Here is a 23,732-nt window from a genome sequence, read left to right as displayed (position 1 = left end):
AAAAAGAATTATTCAGCCGCATCGGCCTTAATTACAAAGATTAAAATATAATATACAAACATTGACGTTAACATTTTTATTTTTTAAAGTAACAGCCTGCAAGGCATTATGTATTAGTTAGCATTAAAAAATTAATAGTACTCAGCATTTTCAAAAACGCACATACCAATCAACTTATCACACACAGACTCATACATTGAGGAGAAATATATGCACCAATGGGTACAAAGTTACTCGGCATTAGGTAACAGCATTTATCTCACATTGCTGGCAGCCCTTTTACCAATTATATTTTTTTTTGCAGCACTCACTGTTTTGCGCATGAAAGGCCACGTTGCCGGAGCCATTACGCTGATTCTGTCAATTATCGTGGCTGTTGCCGCATATAAAATGCCGGTCGCTCTCGCCCTGTCCTCTGCCTTGTATGGTTTCTTTTATGGTCTGTGGCCAATTGCCTGGATTATTATTACCGCAGTTTTTCTCTATAATCTTACGGTTAAAAGCGGACAGTTTGACATCATTCGCTCATCTATTCTGTCCATTACTAAAGATCAGCGTTTGCAATTGCTGCTGATTGGTTTTTGCTTTGGTTCTTTTCTGGAAGGTGCAGCCGGATTTGGTGCACCTGTTGCCATCAGTGCAGCACTACTCGTAGGTCTTGGTTTCAAACCATTATATGCAGCCGGACTGTGTCTGATTGCCGATACCGCACCAGTAGCATTCGGCGCACTGGGCATTCCGATTCTGGTTGGCGGACAAGTATCAGGTATTGATCCGTTTCATATCGGCCAGCTTGCTGGCCGGCAGTTACCTATGATGTCTGTCGTTATTCCGTTTTATCTGATATTCATCATGGACGGGATGCGCGGTATTCGTCAGACATGGCCTGCTTTACTGGTTTCCGGTGTTTCTTTTGCCGCTACCCAGTTCATCACAGCCAATTTTGTCGGGCCTGAATTGCCGGATGTTACATCTGCCCTGGTTAGTATGGTGTGTCTGGCACTGTTTCTTCGGGTCTGGCAGCCGAAACAGATATTTACGTTCAGCGGCATGCAGCAGCCTGAAAAACAACGCGGTACTTCAGAATACTGCGCCAAACAAATTGCCCTGGCCTGGTCACCTTTCATTATTCTGACCGTTTGTGTTGCAGTCTGGACAATCAAACCGCTGCAAGAATGGTTTAACTCATTCAGCCTGATTAAAATTCAATGGCCGTGGCTTGATAATCTGGTGATTAAAACCGCACCTATCGTAACGGAAAACACCCCTATCGCAGCCGAATTTAAACTTAATCTGTTAGGAGCAGTGGGCACATCCATACTGCTGGCTGCCATTATTTCCATATTGCTATTAAAAATAAAACCACGTCTGGCTGTCGACACATTCAAACATACTCTGTACGACTTACGCTATCCGGTACTGTCTATCGGATTAGTACTGGCTTTTGCATACGTGGTTAATTATTCCGGTCTTTCCTCCACACTTGCTCTGGCGCTGGCTGATACCGGCAAAGCATTTCCGTTTTTCTCACCATTCCTTGGCTGGGTAGGCGTTTTCCTCACCGGTTCAGATACTTCTGCCAATGCTCTGTTTGGCGCCCTGCAGGCTAATACTGCTATGCAGGTAGGTATGGATCCGGTACTGGCTGTAGCAGTTAACTCAGTTGGTGGTGTAACCGGTAAAATGATTTCACCGCAGTCTATTGCCATTGCCTGCGCTGCTGTAGGTCTGGCTGGTAAAGAATCAGATCTGTTCCGCTTTACTGTACGTCATAGTCTGCTTTTCTGTGTAATCGCCGGCTTATTTACCGTCGTACAAACTTATCTGTTACCGTGGACACTCATCCTGTTCTGATTTATTTCTAAAACAAAAGCCCGCTCTCCTGAGCGGGCTTTTGTTTTCCGGTAACTGCAATAACCAGGATACTAACCACCGGTTTTGGCCATAATGCGCACAATTTTATCCGGTTTTTCATTGAATTCATGTTTTTCCGGTTTTAAATCCACTGCCTGCTGAATTGCCTGCTCCAGCAAAGCATCAGAACAATTTGCCATTAATAAAGGTTTTAATGCCATACTCTGTTCCTGCCCCAGACACAAATACAATGTCCCATCAACAGACATACGTACCCGGTTACAGGTGGCACAGAAATGCTGGGAACGTGGCGTAATCAGTCCTAAAGTAAATCGGCCATCCGCACTTTCCCAGTATTTAGCCGGACCGCCGCCATAGACACGTTTACTTTCATGCAACTGATATTTCGGGCGCAGATTTTCAATCAGTTCCAGTAAATTAAAATAATCCAGTTCGCGGGCGCTTACACCCATCGGCATTACTTCAATCAGGCGCAGAATAAAGCCATTGGCAATACAGAACGCCACCATATCCTCTATATCACCGGTATTAACCCCCGGCAGTGGCACCATATTAATTTTAATCTGCTCAAAGCCTGCATCGCGTGCCGTTTGAAGACTATTTATTACCTTATCAAAGCTATCCTTACCGGAAATCTCCTGTACACATTCACGCCGCAGTGAATCCAGACTCACATTCAGCCGGTTTAGTCCCGCTTTGCGTAAATCATAGGCAAACCTGTCCAGTTGCGTGCCATTGGTGGTTAACGACAAATCTGAAACCCCAGGCAATACCGCCAGCCGCGCGACCAGATCGGGCAGATTTTTGCGTAATAGCGGTTCGCCGCCGGTTAAACGGAAACGTGACACGCCCATACGAGCAAATGCGCCGGCAACACGCTCAATCTCAGCAAACGACAGCCAGTTGACCGGTTTTTCAAACTCTGTGAATCCCTGCGGAATACAATAAGTACAGCGCAAATCACATTTATCCGTTACCGAAATTCGTAAATAATCAATACGTCTGTTGAAGCGGTCAATCAGCATGAGATAGGTAAAAGCCTGTTATCAGAAAAAAATTTCAGAATAAGGCAAATGATTGGAATAATTAAGAAAAGAACGGCATTTTATCCTAAATTATTACTTAAATCCAATAGCATTGGCAGCAGCTATCTGCCACAAAAAGAAAAAACACGGCATAATAAACGATTATTGGTTTAACTATGTCTTTATCATGATTACGGTTATTTATCTGGCACGCTTTGCCGAAGAACTGGGTATGGCACAGGAAGAGCTTGCATGTAGTTTTGATGACAGCAATACCCTGCTTGCCTATCTGCGGCAGCGCGGAATACCGTTCTCCGAGGTACTGGCCGAGGGAAAAGTATATAAAATTGCTGTAAATAATATTATTCAGCATGGCAACACAGCCATTAGAGACGGAGACAGCATCGCACTGCTACCACCAGTAACCGGAGGTTAAAATGCAGACACGCATACAAATACAGACAGAAGACTTCAACCTCAATCATGAGCTGGCACTGGCTGAACAAAGTGCTCCGAATTGCGGAGCTGTAGTCAGTTTTATTGGTAAAGTGCGCGGCAACGATAACCCGCAGCAACCACTGAGTCATCTGTATCTCACTCATATGCCGGAAGTAACCGAGCATGAAATCAGCAAAATCATCACCCGTGCCAGCGAACGCTGGTCTTTACCCTACGCCTGCGTCATTCATCGTGTGGGTGAATTACCAATAGGCGCACAAATAGTACTGGTACTTACTGCCAGCGGCCATCGCGAACATGCTTATCAGGCCAATCATTTTATTATGGACTACCTCAAAACCGAAGCACCATTCTGGAAAAAAGAATGTTTTGCCAATGGTCAGCAGCACTGGGTAGAAATGAAACATACAGACCGGCTGCGCACACAGTCATGGGAATAAATGCAAAGCTCGGGCTGATTATTCTGGCCGGCGGACTCGGTACCCGTGTAGGTGGTGCCAATAAAGCCCTGCTCACATTAAATGGTCAGCCATTGCTGGAACATATTCTGCATCAGCTTGGTCACTGCAGCGAGCACATTATTATCAGTGCCAACCGGGATATTGCCCGAATAGAAAAATACGGCTACCCCGTATATTCTGATCTGCCGGCCTATAGCGGGATGGGACCACTTGCCGGTATCATCAGTGCTGCACAATATTTACCGGAAACTATTGAATATCTGCAAATAGTACCGTGTGACCTGCCATTACTCAACACCGATATCATTGCCGGTTTGTATCAGAAACTATCCGGCCGACCTGAACTTGATATTGTTTGCGCCGCAGATTCTTTCACTCTGCACCCTGTCGTTTGTCAGATGCGGCGTCGTCACTTACAGCATATCCGGCAACAGCTTAACAGTACCGGCAAACACAGTGTCCGCTCCGTCATTCTGCCTTACCGGCATGCTATCGTTACCTTTGCCGACAATATTCCGTTTACTAACTATAACAGCAGCGCAATGTTTACCAGCATGCGCAGCGGAGAAACAACCTTATGATGGATTTTTACCAAGGGCAGGAAGCCCTGTTGCAACAGGCAAGCCGCATAGTCGAAACTGAAACCGTACCGCTTAATCAGGCTGCCGGGCGTATTCTCGCCCAAAGCATTATAGCTACTACAGACTCTCCCGCATTCGACAACAGCGCTATGGACGGCTATGCAATATGCGGACTCGATTGCTCTGAATGGCAACTAACCGATACAGCCGCAGCAGGAGATACACGACAGCTAACCCTGCAACACGGTCAGGCTATGCGTATCTACACTGGTGCCGGAATTCCGGTAAATACTGATGCAGTAATTATGCAGGAGAACACCTGCGTTGAAGGACTCACCCTCAGCTGCACCAGCACACCCGTTGCCAATGAAAACATTCGCCGTCAGGGCGAAGAGCTGAAACAAGGGGCAACTTTACTGGAAAAAGGTGCATTACTTAATGCTCAGGCAATCGGACTGGCCGCCTCACAGGGATTCAGTGAACTACAGGTTTACCAAAAACTGCGTGTAAGCGTATTTACCACCGGTGATGAACTGATAAGCGGCAATAGCCAGTTACAGCAACATCAGATATATGATAGTAACCGCCCCATGTTGCTGGCCTGTCTTCAAACTTACACATTTATTGAAATCATTGACGGCGGTATTCTGCCGGATAATCTCGATATAATCACCGAAACCCTTTCCAAAGCCGCCACCAGCAGCCACAGCATTATTATTTCCGGTGGTGCTTCTGTAGGTGATCGTGATCTGGTTAAACCGGCACTGCAACAATTAGGCAGTATAGAACACTGGAAACTGGCGATAAAACCGGGTAAACCCTTTGGCTGGGGCTGTATCGGTGAATGCCGCGTCATGCTTCTGCCCGGCAATCCGGTAGCCAGCTTTGTTACCTTCAAACTGCTTGGACTACCGGCACTGCAAACAGCCGCCGGGCGTCATATTCTGCAAGCACTACCCGAATGCTATCAGGCCAAAGCTGCTTTCAGCATAACCCCAAACCGGCAAAAACGACGCGAATTCCTGCGCGGGGCCTTGCGCTTTACCAATAATGGTCCGGAGGTTATTCCATTAAATAAACAGGGTTCACATATGCTTTCCGGTTGCGTGAATGCACAGGTATTAATCGATATTCCCGCACAAACTGATATTCAGCAGGGACAGTGGCTGACAGTTTATCCTATATAAAAAATAAATTATTCAGCAAAAATAAAGCCGGAAAGAGCAAGAGAGCTTTTTCCGGCTTTCATATAATCAAAATTTTTCAGATTTTATTATCTGATTAGCCTAATGATCTGATAACCTGAGCAGAATTTCAATTTACAAATGGCCGACTATATTTAGTTTAAATTACTGCTCAATTTGTTTTATAAATATATTGCGCATCGCGATCAGGTGCTGCTGATAATCAGATTAATCGTATGCAGTAAATCTGCCTTAATTTTATCCAACTCAATACCCGAGCGGTTTTTCCCCGCAACCACCCATACACCTTCGAGCAAGCTAACAATGATTAATGCACGCCGCTGTATTTCATCATTATTGAGTACAGTATTCTGTGATTGAACGAAACAAGCTATTTTTTTTAAATATTCCTGATAAAACAAATCAATAGCATAATGAGCTTCTGTTGTTCGTTCAGACAGTGCCCAGATTTCCCACATTAACTGACAATTGTAAACATCATCAAGCTCTGAGCAAATGATATCTATCAGTACACTCATCGTTTCAGCATCACTTTTTAGCGCAAGATTTATTTTCCGCTCAACCAGTAGCAGCATATTTTCAACCAGCGCGCTAAAAAGTTTTTCCAGCGTAGGAAAATAATATTGCAGATTACTTAGCCGTATTCCCATTTCATCTGCCACTATCCGCATACTGAAATTCACCCCACCCCGTGTCGCCAGCAACCGCGCGGCAGTAGTCAGTATTTGTTCTTTTTTTGGAGATAATTTAGCCATCATGATTTTTATAAATAGGTCAATTGACCAAAAATAAATTATTTAGTATATTATTTTAGGTCAATCAACCTAAAATAGAAAGTCTGCATGAACAATCAGCTGTCAGTATTATTAATCGGTGGCTATGGTGTAGTAGGCAAACAAGTAGCGGCACTGTTAAATCAATATTATCCGGATGTACATATTATTATTGGCGGGCGCAATATACATATTGCAACTGCATTTGCCAGTACCTTATCCAAAGCATCTGCAATACAATTCGATATCAATGCACCACTGCTTCCAGACAATATCCGGCCCCAATTAATCGTAACCCTGGCCAATGATCCCGATAACCGCGTACTGCATTTTGCCATCAAAAATCAGATTGCCTATCTTGATATCACCCGCTGGACGGATAAATTAAAAACAGCGATTACCTATACCCATACATTCGACCAGTTGCATGCTCCCATAGTATTTTCTTCCACATGGATGGCTGGTGTAGCTGCCAGCCTGATACTCCGGCACACACTTAAATTCAAACAGATAAACAGCATAGATATTAATATTCTCTATTCTATGCAAGATAACTCAGGAATCAATTCTGTAGATTATATGGACAGAATGCTGATTCCTTTTGAAGTCATCGCCGAGGGACACACTCAAAGCTGTATGCCATTTTCAGACAGCAGGCTGGTCAGCTTTACAGATAAAAAACGTTTTCGGGTTTATCTCTTTGATACACCTGATCAGTTAATCTTGCCAATGTTAACCCAAGCCAGATCAGTATCCACACGAATTGGTTTTAACAGCAATATAACCAACCGCCTTTTCTACGTATTAATTCATAGCGGCTTCTGGCGTTTAATCTCAACGCAACGTTTTAAAACATTTCGCCAGAAATTGCTATACAATCCGGGTAAAGGTGATGAGCACCACATTTTAATCAATATCACAGGCACAGATTCGGCCAACCAGCCAGCTCAATCCATCTTATCCATTACAGATCCAAAAGGTCAGTCCCATCTCACCGCTATTGGTGCATTCAACCAGATACATTCGATATTCACTCAGCAATTATCTAATCGGGTTTACTTCGGCGAAACACTGCCGGATATGAATATTGCAACTAATATACTTAAAAAAGAAGGCGTGAAAATCGATTTCGACTAATATTTATCTGAAGCTTATCAAAGTCTTCAGACAATAAATTCTGAAATATTTTTATTAAACAAAAGATTATGATTCATTAATCAGTACATGAAAAGATTAATAAATCATTTCAACTAAGATTTTTTTAACAGCTGATTCAGCGGATAGTACGAGCTTATCATAAGCTGATATACACTGGATTACCTTATCTTCTGACCAATTTTCTGCGCCAAAAAAGTATCACAAAGTTTTTTCAATTTACTGATAACAACATGATAGGTTTATTATTATTTTTCTTTTTCTTTAAAGAGTGCCAGCCAATAGACAGGCCAATGCGTTTGATTAAAAAAATTATTAACTAAATAAGCAATTGCTACCAATATTACTGACCCGGACAGAACTGGAAACAACAGAAAAGTAAAATCATAATCTATTTTATCTGCTGTTAATAAAATGACTAATGGATTAGCACCGGCTGGTGGATGCACTGCCCGAAAATATTGCATAGCGATAATTGCTATGCCTACAGCCAAGGCAATAATAATGACATCATGACCGAATAGCTTTAAAAACAGTAACCCGCAAAAAGCTGAAATTAAATGTCCCAGAATAACATTTCTTGGCTGCGCAAGTGGTGACTGAGATACAGCAAACAAGAGCACACAACTTGCTCCAAATGGTGCCATTATTAAAGTATAGCCGGTGACCTGACTAAACCAGATCAGAAAAAATATAGCTACGAAACCACCGGTCAGACTTTGCAATAATTCACTATTTGTGGGCTTTGGTGGCAGTTTCTCCTTGCCGAAAAAAAATGGTTTCATTATTCTTTATATCCTATAAGATTAGCTTGAGTGTTAGCAATTAGTGCCAGCACAAAAGTGAACAAATCTGTTCATTTTTATAATAGTACAGATCTGTCCACTTATCAAACACTTTGGATAATAAATGAAAAAAACATACAGATTAATTGCTGATACAGCAGAACAACTCTTTTATCAAAAGGGTTTTGGCAACGTAGGAGTCGATGAAATAAGAGACCAGTCAGGTTGCTCTAAAACAACGCTATATAAACATTTTGGCAATAAAGACAATTTAATCTTTGAAGTTTTAAAACTAAGAGACTTGCGATTTAAACAAGAACTTACCGAAGCAATAGCTGATATTGACCAGCAACAGTCCATTATTCAGATATTTAAATGGCATTTAAACTGGTACAATCAAGACGATTTTAATGGCTGCTTATTTGTCAGAGCAAGAGAAGAAATCCATAACGATAATGCAATAAAAGAGCTGGTTATGGAGCATAAAGAATTTATTCGAAATTTAATCCGCGATAAACTCCGGCAAAACCCACAAAATGAGGCGATAACCAATCAATTAATGGTGATATTAGAAGGACTCAGTAATATCAGTCTTATTTATAAAGATAATAAATTACTTTACGATGAAATAATAAAAAATAGTTTTAATTGGGTATCAGAAATACTTCTTTAATTATTTATCAAGCCTGCTTTTTAAAAAAATTTTATTCCAATAGCTGATTAGAGTAAGAATAATTCCTCCAATAATAATAAAAAAGCCTTCAAAAAAGCCATAAGGGCTGGGAATTTCATGAAGAACTTTTGCATATGTCGCGGGTAAATTTATATTTGGATTATCCGGGTCAAAAATGATTTCTTCTGAAAAAAATTCAGCTGAATTCAGACCACCTGCAGGAAAATAGCGCAATCCGGCTTTGTTAAAACCAAAACCTTCACTAAAAACACGCAAATCATCATTAATATAGGTTTTATCTGCTATCCGGAAATAATAGCGAAAATGATAAATTGGTGTACTGATGGATTTAGCAGATATATTTTCCGGATGGTTATATATCATCTTCCCCTGTGTAGTGCATTGGTTTGGTGCACAATTTAATGATAAAAGATATTTGGCTTTATTTTGCAAAGGAAGATAATAGAGCTGCTGATTGCTTTTACTTTCAGCTAAACAGATTATCCCCAATACGATAATTAAAGAACCAATTACTCTGGAAAAAAACTTCTCCGCTTTTTTCATCTTTATTATCCATCTGTTAGATCAGATTTTCTTATTTAAGCTGTTTGACTCCCTATTATTTATTCAAGCCAAACAGCTTTAGCTTAATTTAATGTCTGGGTATTTTTCCCATCAGTAAAAACGGATTAGCTCCGCCACGCTGCCATCCCTCTTCATTCAACAGTATATCCAGAGCTAAAGAGGCCAAATCATCAGCAATCGGATCAGCATATTGTTGCCTGGCCAGGCGATAACGTTTACGGTAAGCATGACAGCTGGGGCAGCATTCCGCCTCTGCACCAGACAATACACCTTCTTTTACCTGTTCAATCCGGTGTACGCCCAGATCACGGCTATTATCACAAAAACTACAGCGTGCCCGTACACTGTGCCAGCGACTATTGCATACACCACAACACAAATAGCGCAACCCTTCAAGTTCACCCTGTCCGACTATTACTGAACCCACAGCATCAGTACCACAGCAGGGGCAAAAACCCGGTTCAGACAGAGGTTTTACCGTTGTAGCAGCCAGATTTAACGCTGCATGAGTATAAACAATCTGCACCACTGCATTTACCCAGACCTGATAATCCTGCTGAGCTATCCCGAGCTGCTGATTAAATGCATGCTGGCATAACTGGTTGCGGCTTTCACTGTCGAGCTGCAATAACTCTTTCCATACCTGCTGAGCAGTTGGTGACAAATCTGCTTGCAGTAAAGCATGTAAATCGGTAAACAGACGCTCTGTCAGGTCTCTATTGGCACTCAGTAATGCCAGAGTAAGCGGAACTTCATCTTTATCAGTCTCAGGAATTACCCAGGCTTCCTGTGCATATTGCTCCAGTAAATTTTGCTGAGCATTATTGATAACAGCCAGTAGCTGTAAGTATGATTGCCAGTCACTATTATCTTCTGCAGCCAATTCATTCAGCCGCAATGCGCGCCGGCTGAAAATATCAACAGGAGGCTGCTGCCAGAACGGGATGTGAAAAAATTCCTGTGCTTGTATGGTTTCTGGTGTTACTTGTGTTTTCATGTATCAACGCGGTTATATAACGGTATTACTTGTTCAGGTAATGGTACCGTTATCATTATCAACAAATTAAATAACCAAGTTTAACCAAAAATAGGTATTCTGTCTGGATTTACTGTCTATGATTTTCTATATGCCATCAATAGAGAAAGATAATGTCTCTTATCAATTTGTTTTTCAAAATGTGATAAATCGGATAACAAAAAAGGTTCAGAAATTTCTGAACCTTTTTATTACTGAAAACTAATTATTTAATACCAAGTGATTTCTCATATTCCCGCGCTTTTTCATCATCAAAATCATGTTCCCAGCGCGAAATAACCAATGAAGCCAGAGCATTACCGATTACATTAACTACAGTACGTCCCATATCCAGAATACGGTCGATACCCAGAATAAAGCCCAGACCTTCTAACGGAATGGATGTTGTAGCCAGCGTGGCAGACAGTACCAGAAACGATACACCCGGTACACCGGCAATACCTTTAGAAGCCACCATCAGCGTAATCACAATCATTACCTGATCACTAACCGACAGAGAAATACCGTATAACTGCGCCAGAAAGATAACTGCAATACTCTGATACAGCGTAGAACCATCCAGATTAAATGAATATCCGGTAGGAATCACAAAGCTGGTAATAGATTTCGGCGCGCCATATGCTTCCATTTTCTCAATCATTTTTGGCAGCGCAGTTTCTGAGCTGGAGGTTGAGAAAGCCACTATCAGCTCATCTTTCAGAATTTTGATAATAGTGAAAATGTTAAAGCGGCAGAAATAGGCCACGCCACCCAGAATCACCAGAGTAAATACTATCATCGCCAGATAAACTATTAAAATCAGTTTCATCAGCGGAATCAGCGAACCGAAACCGAATTTACTGATGGTAACAGTCATCAGACCAAATACCCCGATAGGTGCGTAACGCATAATCATATTGGTGATTTTGAACATTACGTCTGAAATCACTTTCAGAAAATCTGAAAAGAACAGGCGCTGATTATCAGGTAGCTTAGTTAAGCCCAGACCAAAAAACACACAGAAAAAGATTACCGGCAGAATTTCACCGCTGCTAAGCGAATCAAATATATTATGCGGAATCATGTCCAGAATCATTATAACCAGACCATGAGGCTTCTCGGCCAGTGCTTCACTTTTTTGTACGTACTGACTGACATTGCTGTGGTGCAGATTGGAAATATCAATGCCGCTACCCGGGTGAAACAGATTACCGAAAAGTAAACCCACACCAATGGCGATAGTAGTGATAATTTCAAAATACAGAATAGTTTTACCGCCCAGTCGACCCAGACTTTTGGAGTTACCCAGTCCGGCAATACCCAATGTCAGCGTACTGAGAATGATGGGCAGCACAATCATTTTAATCAGGCGGATAAAAATATCCCCCATCGGTTGTAATACATTGATTACCCACGACTGATAGGTTTTGTAGTAGGGATGAGAAGGATCTGAAAAAGTATGCAGATATAATCCCAGTGCTACCCCCATAATCAGTGCGATTAAAATTTGCCAGGCCAAATTACGGCTATATCGTTTGATAATCGATAACATAGTCGTCCTTACTGTAAGTGGTAATATAGTTCTTATTCAATCTAAAAAGCGAAACAAAAACAATAGAGTATATTCTATTATTTTTTGTTTTAAACATGCGTTAAGGATGAAAAAATTGAGGATGGGTATAAATTACTTGGCGATTATGACGCGCAAAACCCACCAGCGTGATATTAGCCTTGTGAGCCAAATCAATGGCATAGGTGGTGGGCGCAGATACGGCCACGATACACCCGATACCGGTTATTGCTGATTTCATTACCATTTCAAAACTAGCGCGACTGGACAATACCACAAAACCATGCTTCCAATCCACTTTTGCATGTAATCCCCAGCCAATAAGCTTGTCTAAAGCATTGTGCCGGCCGATATCTTCACGGACGGTTACAATCTTACCTGCCTTGTCAGCCCACGCCACGCCGTGAACTGAACCAGTTTGCGCCCGCAGTTGCTGATGATGGTTAAAATCGGTCAAAGCACGCCCGATTATGCTAAATTCTACATGCCAATCGCGTAAAACCGGTTCTATTTCTGGCTGAACAGCTGCCAGACTGTCAATACCGCACAGTCCGCAACCAGTGCGTCCGCTCATCTGGCGACGGCGACTTTTCAAACGTGCAAATGCTGCGCTGGCCAGCTCAATCTCAGCCACAATTCCATGCAGATGTTCAGTAATTTCAATCGCATAAATTTGCTCTGCATTTTCAATGATGCCTTCACTCAGGCTGAAACCCAATGCCAGTTCGGCAATATTAGCGGGCGTAGCCATTAATACGACATGGGAGATACCGTTATAAACAAGTGCTACCGGGATTTCGGCACTGATATTATCACTGGTACTACTGCATTCTCCAGCCTGTGCCACCCAGACAGTGCGATTTTGGGCGGGGGTGTAATTCATGAGGTTTCTGTATTTATGAACCGGTAATAGCCGGAAAAGACTTGTACCGACATATTAACCGGATTACGTAAGAAGATAAAATATTACTGTCTGTATGACAATACGCCATACAGACAGCACTACTGATGATGATTATCTAAATTATTCAGTTGTCTGTGACGTGGAATTTTGCTGCGCTTTGGCTTCTTTTTTTGCCATCATTTCGCGGTACCAGCGCGGATGGTGCTTTTTCGCCCATTCCTGACTAACCACTCCTTCCACCATCGCCGGAATTGTGCCTTTAATCCACAAGGCGGCATACACATGAATAATAATACCGACAATCAGCAGGATTGCAGAGGCAGAATGCACCAGCAAAGCGATACGTACCACCCAAATTGGAAAATATCCGGAAAAAAACTGCCGCCAGGCAATCAGCCCGCTGATAAGCAGCAGTGCCATACTGATGGACATCAGCCAGAACATACATTTTTGTCCAGCATTATATTTGCCAGTATCACCAATTTCTCTTCCCAGCAGAATATGCTTAATTCCCAGTAACCATTTAATATCATCCCGCTCAAAAAAATTATATTTTACATAGCGGAAAAACTGGATAAAAAAGCCCAGAAACATCACCACTCCGATGAACGGATGCAGGATGCGTGCCAATTGCGGAGAACCGAAAACTTCAGTGAGCCAGAAAAAAGACGGATAGAAAAAACCCAGACCGGAAACAGCCAGCAGCACAAAGCAGCCGGCTACTACCCAGTGATTAAACCGCTCGGATTTTTTATATCGCTGAATTAATAATCTTTTCATTATGCGTCCCCTTTATCTTTGAGGATTTCGCCTTCACGATTCAGAACCTGTTCTTTATCATCGTCAGGGCGATTCGGACCAATGGTAATGTAGTGCAGCCAGCCGGCAAAAGCAGCGGTAGCAATACCGAATGCTGCTATCGGTTTGAGCATACTCTTCCATAATTTAACGGTGGTACTGATACGCGGATTGTCCGGCAGACCATGGTACAGGCTGGGTTTATCCGCATGATGCAGTACATACATAACATGGGTACCGCCCACACCCTGTGGATCGTAGAGCCCTGCCTGCTCAAAACCGCGCTGTTTTAAGTCTTTTATACGCTCCCCGGCCAAAGACTTCATGTCTTCTTTGCTGCCGAAATGAATAGCGCCGGTAGGACAAGTTTTCACACAGGCCGGTTCCTGCCCGACGGCAACACGATCGGAACAAAGGGTACACTTGTAAGCGCGGTTATCTTTTTTCGAAATACGCGGAATATTAAACGGGCAGCCGGAAATACAGTAACCGCAACCAATACAGTTTTCCTGATGGAAATCGACGATACCATTTTCATACTGAATGATTGCACCCGGTGACGGACAGGCTTTCAGACAGCCTGGGTCAGAACAGTGCATACAGCCGTCTTTACGAATCAACCACTCCAGCTTGCCGTATTGCTCAGTTTCAGAAAACCGCATTACTGTCCAGCTATCCGCACTCAGGTCAATTGGGTTATCGTATACACCATGATTGGTACCAACTTCATCACGAATGTCATTCCATTCCGAACACGCAGCCTGACAGGCTTTGCAGCCTATACAGGTAGAAACATCAATCAGTTTGGCAATTTCAATTGGTTTTCTTGCCTGTGGTAGCGGCGTGAGCTGATTAGTAGCCGAACGACGTTTTATATCCAAAGATTGTAAAGCCATGACTTATTCCCCTCACGCTTTTTCGATATTGCATAAAAAGGTTTTGTATTCTGGTGTCTGTGTATTGCAGTCACCAACAAATGGTGTGAGTGTGTTAATGAGAAACTGTTTTTTCTCACCAACATTCACCCAGCCACCATGCAGGGGAATACCTATCTGATGGATGGTCTGCCCGTTAATTTCCAACGGACGCAGGCGTTTGGTTACCACGGCTTTAGCCTCTACCCAGCCGCGCTTAGTACTGATTTTAACCGTATCGCCTTTAGCAATATTTTTTTGTGCTGCCAGCTCTTCGCTGATTTCAACAAACTGTTCGGGCTGAGCAATCATCAGCAATTTCACGGATTTCGTCCAGAACTGAAAATGCTCTGTCAGACGATATGTAGTGCCGACACAAGGAAACTCATCTTTATTACCGATACGACCTTTAACGCTGTCAAACAAACGCATTGCGGGTGTATTCAGCACTTTAGGATAAAGCAGGTTTTTGCCAACCGGTGATTCAGTAGGCTCATAGAATGTCGGAAACGGACCATCTACCAGTTTTTTGGTACAGAACAGACGACCAACACCCTCTTCATTCATAATAAACGGATTCATATTGGTGTCAGGTGCCTGATCTGCCTTGTAGTCAGCCACATCCGCACCAATCCATTTGCTGCCGTCCCAGTGAATTAATATTCTGTCAGGATCCCAGGCTTTGCCGGACGGATCGCAGGAAGCGCGGTTATACAGAATACGGCGGTTTGCCGGCCACGCCCACGCCCAGCCCGGGGTATTACCCAGTCCGGCATTGCTGTTATCACGCCGTGCCATCTGGTTGCCGTTTTTAGTCCAGGAACCGGCAAAAATCCAGCAGGCACAGGCTGTTGTTCCGTCATCGCGTAACTGAGCAAAGCTATCCAGCTGCCCGCCTTTAGGCACGATAATATTACCCTTCTCGTCTTTAATATCCGTCAGTGCCCAGCCGTTGGATTCCTGTGCCATTTCTTCTGGTGTAGGTGAATGCGGCACTTTATACGGCCAGCTCAGATTCAAAATCGGCTCAGGTACTTTACCGCCCTCTTTTTCATACAGAGCTTTAATACGTAAATGCAAATCAGCCAGAATCTCAAGATCGGCTCTGGCTTCTTCCGGAGCTTCGGCTCCGGCATAATGCCATTGCAGCCAGCGTGAAGAATTGACAATCGAACCATTTTCTTCTGCAAAACAAGGTACAGGCAGACGGAACACTGTCGTCATGATAGAGCGTGAATCTACGTCATGCGCATCACCATGATTTTCCCAGAAGGTAGCCGTTTCGGTATTAAGCGGATCCATTACTACCATCCACTTGAGGCGGGAAAATGCTTCAATGATACGGTTGGAATCCGGAAAGGAACCCATGGCATTGAAACCCTGTACCAGCAAACCGTGCATCTGACCCTGATACATCATTTCGGTCATTTGCAGCACATCATACATTTTGTCCCACTTCGGCAGCCAGTCATAGCCCCAGTCATTTTCTTTGGTAGCCTTATCACCAAAGAACCATTTGAGCAGGCTTACCATAAATTTGGGCGTATTGCTCCAGTAATTAAGCTGTCCCGGACGCATGGCCGCAGGTGTCTGAACTTTCAGATAATCATCAAAAGTCGGATTTTTCTTTTCGTTAGGCAGGCTCAGATAGCCCGGAAGACTGGTAGACAGCAAACCAAGATCAGACAAGCCCTGAATATTGGAATGGCCGCGTAAAGCATTCACACCCCCACCGGGCATACCGATATTGCCCAGAATCAGTTGAATCATAGCCATGGTACGGATATTCTGCGAACCATAAGTATGCTGAGTCCAGCCCAGTGCATACAGAATTGTACCGGCTTTGTTTTTTGCCGAGGTTGCCCCCAGAGCTTCACACACCAGCAGAAAATCTTTAATCGGGGTACCGGTAATTTTGTGCATCATTTCCGGTGTGTACTGGGCATAATGTTTTTTCATTATCTGCCAGACGCAACGCGGATTTTCCAAAGTCGGGTCTACTTTGGCATAGCCGTTTTCATCCAGCTCGTATGTCCAGCTGGCATTATTATAAACAGCCCCGCCTTTGGCACCTTTCGGAGCTGCTTCCGGTGCCGCGCTGCCGTCTTCAGTCGTGTAATCGGCATGTCCGGAAAACAGACCTTCATGAAAACCATAGTCATCAGCTAGAATAAAGGCAGCATTGGTATAGTTTTTAACATAATCCCATTGCACTTTATCATTTTTAATCAGCCAGTTGATTACCGCTCCGAGGAAAGCTATGTCGGTACCGGAACGAATCGGCAAATAATGATCGGCTACAGAGGCAGTACGGTTAAAACGCGGGTCGCAAACAATCAGTTTAGTGCCTTTTTGTTTTTTGGCTTCAATAACCCATTTAAAACCTACCGGATGTGCTTCCGCGGCATTACCACCCATAACCAGAATAAAATCGGCGTTCTGGATATCAGTCCAGGTATTGGTCATAGCGCCACGACCAAACGTAGCAGCCAGTGCAGATACTGTTGGGCCATGACAAACCCGTGCCTGTGAATCAGCACCAACCAACCCAAGCGAACGCATGAATTTCTGAGTCAGAATACCGGTTTCATTGGAGCTGGCAGAAGCGCACAGCATACCCACACTTTCCAGCCGGTTAACCGTAACACCATCAGCATTTTTTTCAATAATATTGGCATCACGTTCTTCTTTAATCAGGCGGGCAATACGATCCAGTGCCTCATCCCAGCTGATGTCTTTCCACTCTGTGCTTCCGGCTTCACGAACCTGCGGATGCAATACACGGTTCGGGCTGTTAACAAAGTCAATCAGTGAGGCGCCTTTAGGACATAAGCTGCCGCGACTGACCGGATGATCGGGATCACCTTCTATGTGAAAAATTTTCTTTTTGGCGTTTTTGGCACCGTCACCCAGACTATACAACAACGTACCACAACCAACTGAGCAATATGTGCAGTTATTACGTGTTTCTGTAGCCCTCAACAGCTTGTACTGGCGGACTTCAGCAAAGGCTGTGGCAGGAGCCATGCCCATCACTGCCAGTCCTGTCGCGCCGGCACCTGCTGCGGTAACCTTGAAAAACTGGCGTCTTGTCAGGTTCATGTGTGTATGTTCCTAATAAAATTTTTATTATTTATTTGCAGGAAATCCATCCCCGCACTGCTTACTAATTATGCTAGAAAATTAATTTATACTAACATTTAATCCTATTATAATACCTTATTTAAACTATTATAAAATTTTATCAACATTTTCTACTTTAAATAAATAATTACAATTTCATTTAAATTCCGGATTTAATTAGTATAAAGGTTAAAATACAAGTTATTACATTAGCAATAAATAGAAATAATTTATTCAATAAATTATTTCTATTAGTCATGAATATTTTGCATACAAATTGATTTATAAATTATTTATTTGCTATGACATATATGTTGTATCGCACATCTCTATGACTGTCTATCGCTATATACTTATATATATTTCGAAACAATTTTCCTTTATAATCGGTATTGCCTGACCTGGCGCCGGATAATAATTTATTTCAAATAGGGATAAGAATATGCGCTTTGACTACATTCGTCTGACTACTATCATTACTGCAATCAGCCTGAGTGTAATGAGCACTGCTTCACTTGCCGCCAATATCACAGTTTCAGCGGCTGCCAGTCTGACCAATGCATTTAATGACATTGCCAAAGCATATCAGCAGCAATATCCTCAGGATAAAGTACTGCTTAATTTCGGAGCTTCAGGCTCTCTGCTTCAGCAGATGCAAAACGGTGCGCCAGTAGATGTATTTGCTTCTGCTGATCAGCAAACTATGGATCAGGCTCAGACTAAGAATCTTGTGCGGGCACAGGACAGAATTAATTTTGTAAATAACAGTCTGGTACTGATTATTCCGAAAAAAAGCAGTCTGAATGTACGCGGACTGAAAGATCTGCAGCAACCAGGTATTAAACATATTGCACTGGGCAACCCCGCTTTTACACCGGCCGGACGTTATGCTCAGGCAGCAATGGAGCAGGCAAAAGTATGGAGTACGGTAAAGCCTAAAATTGTGAATGTGAATAATGTCCGTCAGGCTCTGGATTACGTAGCTAATCAGTCAGCAGAAGCCGGTTTCGTATTTGGCACAGATGCGGCCATTATGCCGGATAAAGTTAGTGTAGCTGCAACCATCCCGACCAGTAAGCCAATCAGCTATCCGATTGCTAAGACAGTAGCCAGTAAAGAACCGGCAGCTGCCAGCCGCTTTATTAATTTTATCCAGTCGCCAAAGGGTCAGAAAATTCTTAAGCGTTACGGTTTTCAAAACGCACGCTGAGTATTTTTCCACCGGCAGTTATCCTCCCGCAATTCTGTCTGAATTTTTATTTCAAGGAGTAGATAATGGCTGCGGCCTGGATTGCTCTTGCCCTGTCACTTAAAATCGCCCTGTGGGCAACTGCTATCAATCTGGTTCTGGGGGTTGGTATAGGTTATGTACTTGCCCGTAAAGCTGTCTGGGGTAAGGAGCTGATTGATACCATTCTCACTTTGCCAATGGTAATGCCGCCAACGGTACTGGGATACTACTTACTGGTTCTGATTGGAAAAAATGGCTTTATTGGTCAGTGGCTGGAACGTTATCTGGGTATTAATCTGATTTTCACCTGGCAGGGTGCTGTTGTAGCGGCAACAATCGTATCGTTTCCTCTGGTATTCAAACCGGCACGTGCTGCATTTGAAAGTCTGGATTCCCAGCTGGAGCAGGCAGCGCGTGTTCTGGGTATCAGTAATGCCGGAGTATTTCTGCGCATTACTCTGCCGCTGGCCTGGAGAGGTATTCTGGCCGGCGTATTACTGGCATTTGCACGCAGTATGGGTGAATTCGGTGCTACGCTGATGGTGGCAGGCAGCATTCCGGGGCAGACACAAACTCTGTCGATTGCCGTATATGAAGCAGTACAGGCCGGAGATGACTATCTGGCCAATACTCTGGTCTTGATTATATCTGTGGTCTGTATTCTGATATTACTGCTTACTGGCAAACTTTTATCCGGCAAAGTACCTATGACCAATCTTAAATAATCCGCTACCTGAATCAAACAATATGGTTTTCCGATATTGCTTTGTCAGTTTTTAACCAGGCCAATGGTTTTTATGTTAGATTTTAATTTTCAGAAAACCCTTCAGCGTAATGACGGAAGTCATTTTACTCTGGATATCCGCCTGTGCTGTCAGTCACAGCGTACAGTTATTATGGGAGCCTCAGGCAGCGGTAAAAGTCTGATGCTAAAGGCTGTTGCCGGTCTGCTGACTCCTGAACAGGGTCATATTAATGTGAATGGTGTTACTCTGTTTCAGGCACAGCAGCATATTAATCTCAGCCCGCAACAACGTAAACTGGCCTTTGTATTTCAGGATTATGCCCTCTTTCCCCATTTAAATGTCCGGCAGAATATTGCCTGCGGTATTCGTCACGGCTTATTCAATCCGAAAAAACGCAGTCGGTATACAGAAGTGGATCACTGGCTGACTGCTATGCAGCTCAATTCGGTAGCAGAACAATATCCGGCTCATCTGTCCGGCGGGCAGCGCCAGCGTGTGGCTCTGGCTCGTGCATTGATTGCTCAGCCGCGAGCTATTCTGCTGGATGAACCATTTTCTGCACTGGATACTCAGCTACGGGCTCAAATGCGTTCTGAGTTATCTGCCTGGCAGCAGAAATTAAATTTACCCATGCTACTGATTACTCACGATCCGGAAGATGCAGCTGCTTTTGACGCTCAAATCTGGCATATGGATAATGGATGTCTGTACTCAGCTCCTCGTAACAATCGCAATGAATCAATTTAATCTTAACAGCGAACTAATTCCCACTATTAACGGCCAGCGAATTGGCAACAGCAAACGGATTAGTTTACTGGAAAATATCCGGCGTTTCGGTTCCATTACCCAGGCAGCTAAAGCGGTACCTATGAGTTATAAAGCAGCATGGGATGCCATAGATGCAATGAATAATCTGGCGCCTGAACCTTTAGTCTTACGCCAAACCGGTGGTCAGGGCGGCGGGAGCAGTGTATTAACAGCTTTTGGTGAAGCTTTTTTAAATTATTATCACACTATGCAGCAACGTCATCAGCAACTCATCCGGCAACTGGAAGCTGACGCTGACAATAGTCATCATAGTTTATGGCAAAAAATGAATCTGGATTTAAGTGCTGATAACCAGCTCGCCGGAAGAATCAGCCAAATCATTGAAGGGGCTGTAAATAATGAGGTTCATCTGCAACTGAGCAACGGACAGGAACTGGTAGCCATACTTACCAGACACAGTTGTGAACAGATGGAACTGGCTGTAGGCGTTGATGCACTGGCACTCATTCAGGCATCAGCCATTATGCTTGCACATCCCGATCCGAATTTACAAATATCCGCTCGTAACCAGCTAACCGGTCAAATACGCCACATAGATACTGGTGCTGTAAACAGTGTGATTACTGTGGATTTAGGCGCAGCTGTCAGCCTGACCGCCAGTATTACCTGTCATAGTGCACAAACTATGCAATTGAAAAATGAAGATAAAATCATGCTGTTAATCAAGGCGCCGAACATTATTATCGGACGTTTGCGCTGAATGTGCATTCATCAGACAAACTGAAGCCAGAATAACCCTGTCATGCAATTTTAGATTATTCCGGCTTATGCATACGTGCGATAGTCAAACTACCTGCGGCCATGCACATTCCCTCTTTGTCAATCTGTCCTTTTAAGCCGCAGATATATTATAGACCTTATATATTTGTATTTTAATATTATTAAATAAATTTAATTCAAAAAAACTATTTATGGCGTTTTATCCCGAAATATTAATAATTAATTCCACATCTTTTGTAATTATGGGCTAATTTACTGAAAATGCTGCACACTGATAACTTAATTGAATATTAAGCCGTTACAGTACTTTGAAAATTAACCCATATAAATACTTAGCTTTTCAAAACTAGTGCAGAATAACTTCATCGGCCAGTTCATTAGTACCGACATGCGTACGCGGAAAATACTGTACAAGTAATTCCGTCAGCTCATCCAGTCCGGCAGTTAAACCATCCATATATCGTTGATGCTGAAATGCCTGAGTAATGCGATTACATATCTGCTGCCAATGCACCATACTCACACAGGTATTAATACCCCGGTCTGCAATAATTTCTACTGCGCGATCTGCAAAAAGTACATAAACCAAAATACCACTTTTTTCAGCAGTATCCCATATACCCAGATTTCCGAACCAATACTGTGCACGCTGGCGTGCCGTAGTGTGATGACACAAATTCGCGGTATCAAGGCTGGATTCAATCACAAACCGAAGCTGTCCGGTATGACGTTGCTCAGATAATGTAATTTGTTCAGTTAGCTGTTGCAATGCAAGAGCAGGAAAATATTTACTTACCCGCTGGCGCGGATTTATCCAGTGGCGCCAGATACGTGGTAATAATTGCATATTGAGTTTATTTAAGCTCGTATATTCTGCTTTTTCCTGTATATCTGATTTCATAGTTAGCACCGCAGATTTATTAAAAAGTATATATTGAGTTACTTAATTAATTCCAGAATAATCAGCATTCTACTTACACTACCATAAATTTTCTTAATAAGAAAATGCTGCTGTTACCAGGCTGATAACAAAAACAACATATATCATATAAAAACAGAAAATCGGAAAGTCAGATGTAACGAATATTATTGCTGGCGACATTAGTTAGCATATATTTTGATGATAACGATACTAATCAATTTATCAGGAAAATTAGCCTTTAAAGTAAAAATCCAGATATTGCCAGAGAGCAAAAATGATTTCTAACATAAAAACCAACCTATTATCAGAGCCAGCTCTGACAGATTTTCTAGTTAGGAAATTAGAGATTATTCAAAATTCTAAGGGCTATATATTTTAAAATAAGCATATATTCTATATGCCCTTATCTATATCTAAACAAATCCGCGTAACTGTTTCACATAAGCATAGGCTGCCTGTATACGCTGAGCATGTTCAGTTGCCTGCTGCATCTTAGTTTCCGATAGATTTTGCTTAATGAGTTTATCCGGATGATATTTATTCATCAGGCGGCGATATGCCTGTTTAATTTCCTGCGGGCTCGCTTTTGCTGATATACCCAGTACCCGATAAGGATCACTACCAAACGGTTCTTCAGGCTGTTGTTGCTGATTATAGTGTTGCTGTTGCTGGTATTGCTGCTGATATTGCTTCTGCTGTTGCTGATATTGTTGCCGGCGTTGCTCTGAACGCGCACGCTGACGCTGCTGTTTCCATTGCTCGTTGGTCTGCCAGTAATGCCGGTATTCATTTTCCTGATGAATAGTCTGGCTGGCAAAAATAAGCATTTGTGCATAAGGAATACGAAATTCATCCGCTATGATATTCAGAATGCGCCGTTCATTATTATGCAGCCGTCCGTCAATCAGCGCTAATTCAAGCATATTTTTACAAAACAGCATTAAACCGCGCTTGTCATCACTATAAGCCCGGTATAGTTGTTTAAGTCTGGTTCTGAGCGGATAATTTTTTGTCTGCCCCATATTAAAAGCATAACGCGACAAAACTTCAGTTTCTGCATCCAGCTGCATTTTTTTAATCATGTCATAGACACGCGACCGGTCTTCATCAGAAACATGTCCTTTGGCTGCACATATCTGACCGGCCACTTCAAACATAACAACTATATAAAGATTATTGTCGGCAGCGATAGATGCTTCAGTACCATCATCTACAATCTGCAAAGCTTGAAGATAAAACATAATCAGGATGATTAGTACAATATCAATCAGCACCCCGAACACGCTATAACGCATGACTAAAAAGCACAACAGCAAAAAACAGATACCATAACCGACTTTAGACATGTATGCCCACCAGAAACGAAATGCTAAATAATCATAAT

Annotated in this window: 23 protein-coding genes; 11 read left to right on the top strand and 12 right to left on the bottom strand. The window is 42.8% G+C overall.

The genetic code is table 11. The features are described from left to right. Nucleotides 1-210: 210 nt before the first annotated feature. Entirely contained in the window at nucleotides 211-1,854 is a 1,644-nt protein-coding gene (locus SALWKB2_RS03240) for a lactate permease LctP family transporter (RefSeq protein ID WP_025330253.1), read from the top strand. Between the two features lie 71 nt (nucleotides 1,855-1,925). Here the strand turns inward: SALWKB2_RS03240 and moaA are convergent, their stop codons facing one another. Next, a complete protein-coding gene (moaA, locus tag SALWKB2_RS03235; protein WP_025330252.1) occupies nucleotides 1,926-2,900 on the bottom strand; it encodes a GTP 3',8-cyclase MoaA in 975 nt (324 codons plus the stop codon). A 187-nt stretch (nucleotides 2,901-3,087) separates the two neighbouring features. Between moaA and SALWKB2_RS03230 the strand changes: the two genes are divergently transcribed. From SALWKB2_RS03230 to SALWKB2_RS03215, 4 genes are read left to right on the top strand one after another with little or no spacing between them, the layout of a single operon-like run. After that, nucleotides 3,088-3,336 carry a MoaD/ThiS family protein gene (locus tag SALWKB2_RS03230; protein WP_025330251.1) on the top strand — a complete coding sequence of 83 codons (249 nt, stop codon included), beginning with the start codon at nucleotides 3,088-3,090 and terminating at the stop codon, nucleotides 3,334-3,336. A 1-nt stretch (nucleotide 3,337) separates the two neighbouring features. Next, nucleotides 3,338-3,799, top strand: coding sequence for a molybdenum cofactor biosynthesis protein MoaE (locus SALWKB2_RS03225; protein WP_025330250.1), 462 nt, complete (start codon nucleotides 3,338-3,340; stop codon nucleotides 3,797-3,799). Beyond that, the gene (mobA, locus tag SALWKB2_RS11580; protein ID WP_025330249.1) at nucleotides 3,790-4,401 is read left to right on the top strand and encodes a molybdenum cofactor guanylyltransferase; all 612 of its coding nucleotides are present in this window, start codon (nucleotides 3,790-3,792) and stop codon (nucleotides 4,399-4,401) included. The genes SALWKB2_RS03225 and mobA overlap by 10 nt, the downstream gene beginning before the upstream one ends. Further along, nucleotides 4,398-5,588, top strand: coding sequence for a molybdopterin molybdotransferase MoeA (locus SALWKB2_RS03215; RefSeq protein WP_025330248.1), 1,191 nt, complete (start codon nucleotides 4,398-4,400; stop codon nucleotides 5,586-5,588). Before mobA ends, SALWKB2_RS03215 begins: the two co-directional genes overlap by 4 nt. 203 nt (nucleotides 5,589-5,791) lie before the next feature. On the opposite strand, the gene SALWKB2_RS03210 is transcribed toward SALWKB2_RS03215, so the two are convergent. Continuing rightward, nucleotides 5,792-6,361, bottom strand: coding sequence for a TetR/AcrR family transcriptional regulator (locus tag SALWKB2_RS03210; RefSeq protein WP_157785019.1), 570 nt, complete (start codon nucleotides 6,359-6,361; stop codon nucleotides 5,792-5,794). A gap of 87 nt (nucleotides 6,362-6,448) precedes the next feature. On the opposite strand from SALWKB2_RS03210, the gene SALWKB2_RS03205 reads away from it, so the two are divergent. Continuing rightward, nucleotides 6,449-7,516 carry a saccharopine dehydrogenase family protein gene (locus SALWKB2_RS03205; RefSeq protein ID WP_025330246.1) on the top strand — a complete coding sequence of 356 codons (1,068 nt, stop codon included), beginning with the start codon at nucleotides 6,449-6,451 and terminating at the stop codon, nucleotides 7,514-7,516. 266 nt (nucleotides 7,517-7,782) lie between these two features. On the opposite strand, the gene SALWKB2_RS03200 is transcribed toward SALWKB2_RS03205, so the two are convergent. Further along, a complete protein-coding gene (locus SALWKB2_RS03200) occupies nucleotides 7,783-8,319 on the bottom strand; it encodes an HPP family protein (RefSeq protein WP_025330245.1) in 537 nt (178 codons plus the stop codon). 124 nt (nucleotides 8,320-8,443) lie between these two features. Between SALWKB2_RS03200 and SALWKB2_RS03195 the strand changes: the two genes are divergently transcribed. Further along, entirely contained in the window at nucleotides 8,444-8,992 is a 549-nt protein-coding gene (locus SALWKB2_RS03195; RefSeq protein WP_025330244.1) for a TetR/AcrR family transcriptional regulator, read from the top strand. On the opposite strand, the gene SALWKB2_RS03190 is transcribed toward SALWKB2_RS03195, so the two are convergent. The 7 genes from SALWKB2_RS03190 to fdnG form a co-directional block, all read right to left on the bottom strand. Continuing rightward, on the bottom strand, nucleotides 8,993-9,556 hold the full coding sequence (locus tag SALWKB2_RS03190) for a hypothetical protein (RefSeq protein ID WP_025330243.1): 564 nt from the start codon (nucleotides 9,554-9,556) through the stop codon (nucleotides 8,993-8,995). It lies immediately after the preceding gene. Nucleotides 9,557-9,644: 88 nt separating this feature from the next. Then, on the bottom strand, nucleotides 9,645-10,574 hold the full coding sequence (locus SALWKB2_RS11575; protein WP_025330242.1) for a formate dehydrogenase accessory protein FdhE: 930 nt from the start codon (nucleotides 10,572-10,574) through the stop codon (nucleotides 9,645-9,647). A gap of 244 nt (nucleotides 10,575-10,818) precedes the next feature. After that, nucleotides 10,819-12,144 carry a cation:dicarboxylate symporter family transporter gene (locus SALWKB2_RS03180; protein WP_037393559.1) on the bottom strand — a complete coding sequence of 442 codons (1,326 nt, stop codon included), beginning with the start codon at nucleotides 12,142-12,144 and terminating at the stop codon, nucleotides 10,819-10,821. 100 nt (nucleotides 12,145-12,244) lie between these two features. After that, complete coding sequence (gene fdhD / locus SALWKB2_RS03175; RefSeq protein WP_025330241.1) at nucleotides 12,245-13,045, bottom strand: formate dehydrogenase accessory sulfurtransferase FdhD; 801 nt, start codon at nucleotides 13,043-13,045, stop codon at nucleotides 12,245-12,247. A 141-nt stretch (nucleotides 13,046-13,186) separates the two neighbouring features. Next, a complete protein-coding gene (locus SALWKB2_RS03170) occupies nucleotides 13,187-13,846 on the bottom strand; it encodes a formate dehydrogenase subunit gamma (protein WP_025330240.1) in 660 nt (219 codons plus the stop codon). Beyond that, on the bottom strand, nucleotides 13,846-14,760 hold the full coding sequence (gene fdxH, locus SALWKB2_RS03165) for a formate dehydrogenase subunit beta (protein WP_025330239.1): 915 nt from the start codon (nucleotides 14,758-14,760) through the stop codon (nucleotides 13,846-13,848). The genes SALWKB2_RS03170 and fdxH overlap by 1 nt, the downstream gene beginning before the upstream one ends. Nucleotides 14,761-14,772: 12 nt before the next feature. Then, entirely contained in the window at nucleotides 14,773-17,880 is a 3,108-nt protein-coding gene (fdnG, locus tag SALWKB2_RS03160) for a formate dehydrogenase-N subunit alpha (protein ID WP_080690436.1), read from the bottom strand. 463 nt (nucleotides 17,881-18,343) lie between these two features. Here fdnG and modA point away from each other — a divergent pair, with 463 nt between their 5' ends. The 4 genes from modA to SALWKB2_RS03140 all read left to right on the top strand — a co-directional run bounded on the left by modA (nucleotide 18,344) and on the right by SALWKB2_RS03140 (nucleotide 21,406). Then, nucleotides 18,344-19,111 carry a molybdate ABC transporter substrate-binding protein gene (gene modA / locus SALWKB2_RS03155; protein WP_025330237.1) on the top strand — a complete coding sequence of 256 codons (768 nt, stop codon included), beginning with the start codon at nucleotides 18,344-18,346 and terminating at the stop codon, nucleotides 19,109-19,111. 65 nt (nucleotides 19,112-19,176) lie between these two features. Next, complete coding sequence (modB, locus tag SALWKB2_RS03150; protein ID WP_025330236.1) at nucleotides 19,177-19,857, top strand: molybdate ABC transporter permease subunit; 681 nt, start codon at nucleotides 19,177-19,179, stop codon at nucleotides 19,855-19,857. A 72-nt stretch (nucleotides 19,858-19,929) separates the two neighbouring features. Then, complete coding sequence (locus SALWKB2_RS03145) at nucleotides 19,930-20,625, top strand: ATP-binding cassette domain-containing protein (protein WP_025330235.1); 696 nt, start codon at nucleotides 19,930-19,932, stop codon at nucleotides 20,623-20,625. Continuing rightward, nucleotides 20,612-21,406, top strand: coding sequence for a TOBE domain-containing protein (locus SALWKB2_RS03140; RefSeq protein WP_025330234.1), 795 nt, complete (start codon nucleotides 20,612-20,614; stop codon nucleotides 21,404-21,406). The genes SALWKB2_RS03145 and SALWKB2_RS03140 overlap by 14 nt, the downstream gene beginning before the upstream one ends. A 366-nt stretch (nucleotides 21,407-21,772) precedes the next feature. Here SALWKB2_RS03140 and SALWKB2_RS03135 read toward each other — a convergent pair whose 3' ends face one another. Further along, nucleotides 21,773-22,327, bottom strand: a complete 555-nt coding sequence (locus SALWKB2_RS03135) for a TPM domain-containing protein (RefSeq protein ID WP_025330233.1) — start codon at nucleotides 22,325-22,327, stop codon at nucleotides 21,773-21,775. A gap of 434 nt (nucleotides 22,328-22,761) precedes the next feature. After that, nucleotides 22,762-23,694: a DnaJ domain-containing protein gene (locus SALWKB2_RS11570; protein ID WP_025330232.1), complete on the bottom strand. Its 933-nt coding sequence runs from the start codon at nucleotides 23,692-23,694 to the stop codon at nucleotides 22,762-22,764. Between the last annotated feature and the right edge of the window lie 38 nt (nucleotides 23,695-23,732).

The organism is Snodgrassella alvi wkB2, assembly GCF_000600005.1.
Taxonomy (GTDB): Bacteria; Pseudomonadota; Gammaproteobacteria; order Burkholderiales; family Neisseriaceae; genus Snodgrassella; species Snodgrassella alvi.
The sequence above is the reverse complement of the archived record's forward strand: the minus strand, read 5'-3'. Positions and strand labels throughout refer to the sequence as shown.

Bases quoted from the DNA above. Each gene is read 5' to 3' on its own strand.
- SALWKB2_RS03240 (WP_025330253.1), top strand. From the start codon at position 211: ATGCACCAATGGGTACAAAGTTACTCGGCATTAGGTAACAGCATTTAT.
- moaA (WP_025330252.1), bottom strand. From the start codon at position 2,900: ATGCTGATTGACCGCTTCAACAGACGTATTGATTATTTACGAATTTCG.
- SALWKB2_RS03230 (WP_025330251.1), top strand. From the start codon at position 3,088: ATGATTACGGTTATTTATCTGGCACGCTTTGCCGAAGAACTGGGTATG.
- SALWKB2_RS03225 (WP_025330250.1), top strand. From the start codon at position 3,338: ATGCAGACACGCATACAAATACAGACAGAAGACTTCAACCTCAATCAT.
- mobA (WP_025330249.1), top strand. From the start codon at position 3,790: ATGGGAATAAATGCAAAGCTCGGGCTGATTATTCTGGCCGGCGGACTC.
- SALWKB2_RS03215 (WP_025330248.1), top strand. From the start codon at position 4,398: ATGATGGATTTTTACCAAGGGCAGGAAGCCCTGTTGCAACAGGCAAGC.
- SALWKB2_RS03210 (WP_157785019.1), bottom strand. From the start codon at position 6,361: ATGGCTAAATTATCTCCAAAAAAAGAACAAATACTGACTACTGCCGCG.
- SALWKB2_RS03205 (WP_025330246.1), top strand. From the start codon at position 6,449: ATGAACAATCAGCTGTCAGTATTATTAATCGGTGGCTATGGTGTAGTA.
- SALWKB2_RS03200 (WP_025330245.1), bottom strand. From the start codon at position 8,319: ATGAAACCATTTTTTTTCGGCAAGGAGAAACTGCCACCAAAGCCCACA.
- SALWKB2_RS03195 (WP_025330244.1), top strand. From the start codon at position 8,444: ATGAAAAAAACATACAGATTAATTGCTGATACAGCAGAACAACTCTTT.
- SALWKB2_RS03190 (WP_025330243.1), bottom strand. From the start codon at position 9,556: ATGAAAAAAGCGGAGAAGTTTTTTTCCAGAGTAATTGGTTCTTTAATT.
- SALWKB2_RS11575 (WP_025330242.1), bottom strand. From the start codon at position 10,574: ATGAAAACACAAGTAACACCAGAAACCATACAAGCACAGGAATTTTTT.
- SALWKB2_RS03180 (WP_037393559.1), bottom strand. From the start codon at position 12,144: ATGTTATCGATTATCAAACGATATAGCCGTAATTTGGCCTGGCAAATT.
- fdhD (WP_025330241.1), bottom strand. From the start codon at position 13,045: ATGAATTACACCCCCGCCCAAAATCGCACTGTCTGGGTGGCACAGGCT.
- SALWKB2_RS03170 (WP_025330240.1), bottom strand. From the start codon at position 13,846: ATGAAAAGATTATTAATTCAGCGATATAAAAAATCCGAGCGGTTTAAT.
- fdxH (WP_025330239.1), bottom strand. From the start codon at position 14,760: ATGGCTTTACAATCTTTGGATATAAAACGTCGTTCGGCTACTAATCAG.
- fdnG (WP_080690436.1), bottom strand. From the start codon at position 17,880: ATGAACCTGACAAGACGCCAGTTTTTCAAGGTTACCGCAGCAGGTGCC.
- modA (WP_025330237.1), top strand. From the start codon at position 18,344: ATGCGCTTTGACTACATTCGTCTGACTACTATCATTACTGCAATCAGC.
- modB (WP_025330236.1), top strand. From the start codon at position 19,177: ATGGCTGCGGCCTGGATTGCTCTTGCCCTGTCACTTAAAATCGCCCTG.
- SALWKB2_RS03145 (WP_025330235.1), top strand. From the start codon at position 19,930: ATGTTAGATTTTAATTTTCAGAAAACCCTTCAGCGTAATGACGGAAGT.
- SALWKB2_RS03140 (WP_025330234.1), top strand. From the start codon at position 20,612: ATGAATCAATTTAATCTTAACAGCGAACTAATTCCCACTATTAACGGC.
- SALWKB2_RS03135 (WP_025330233.1), bottom strand. From the start codon at position 22,327: ATGAAATCAGATATACAGGAAAAAGCAGAATATACGAGCTTAAATAAA.
- SALWKB2_RS11570 (WP_025330232.1), bottom strand. From the start codon at position 23,694: ATGTCTAAAGTCGGTTATGGTATCTGTTTTTTGCTGTTGTGCTTTTTA.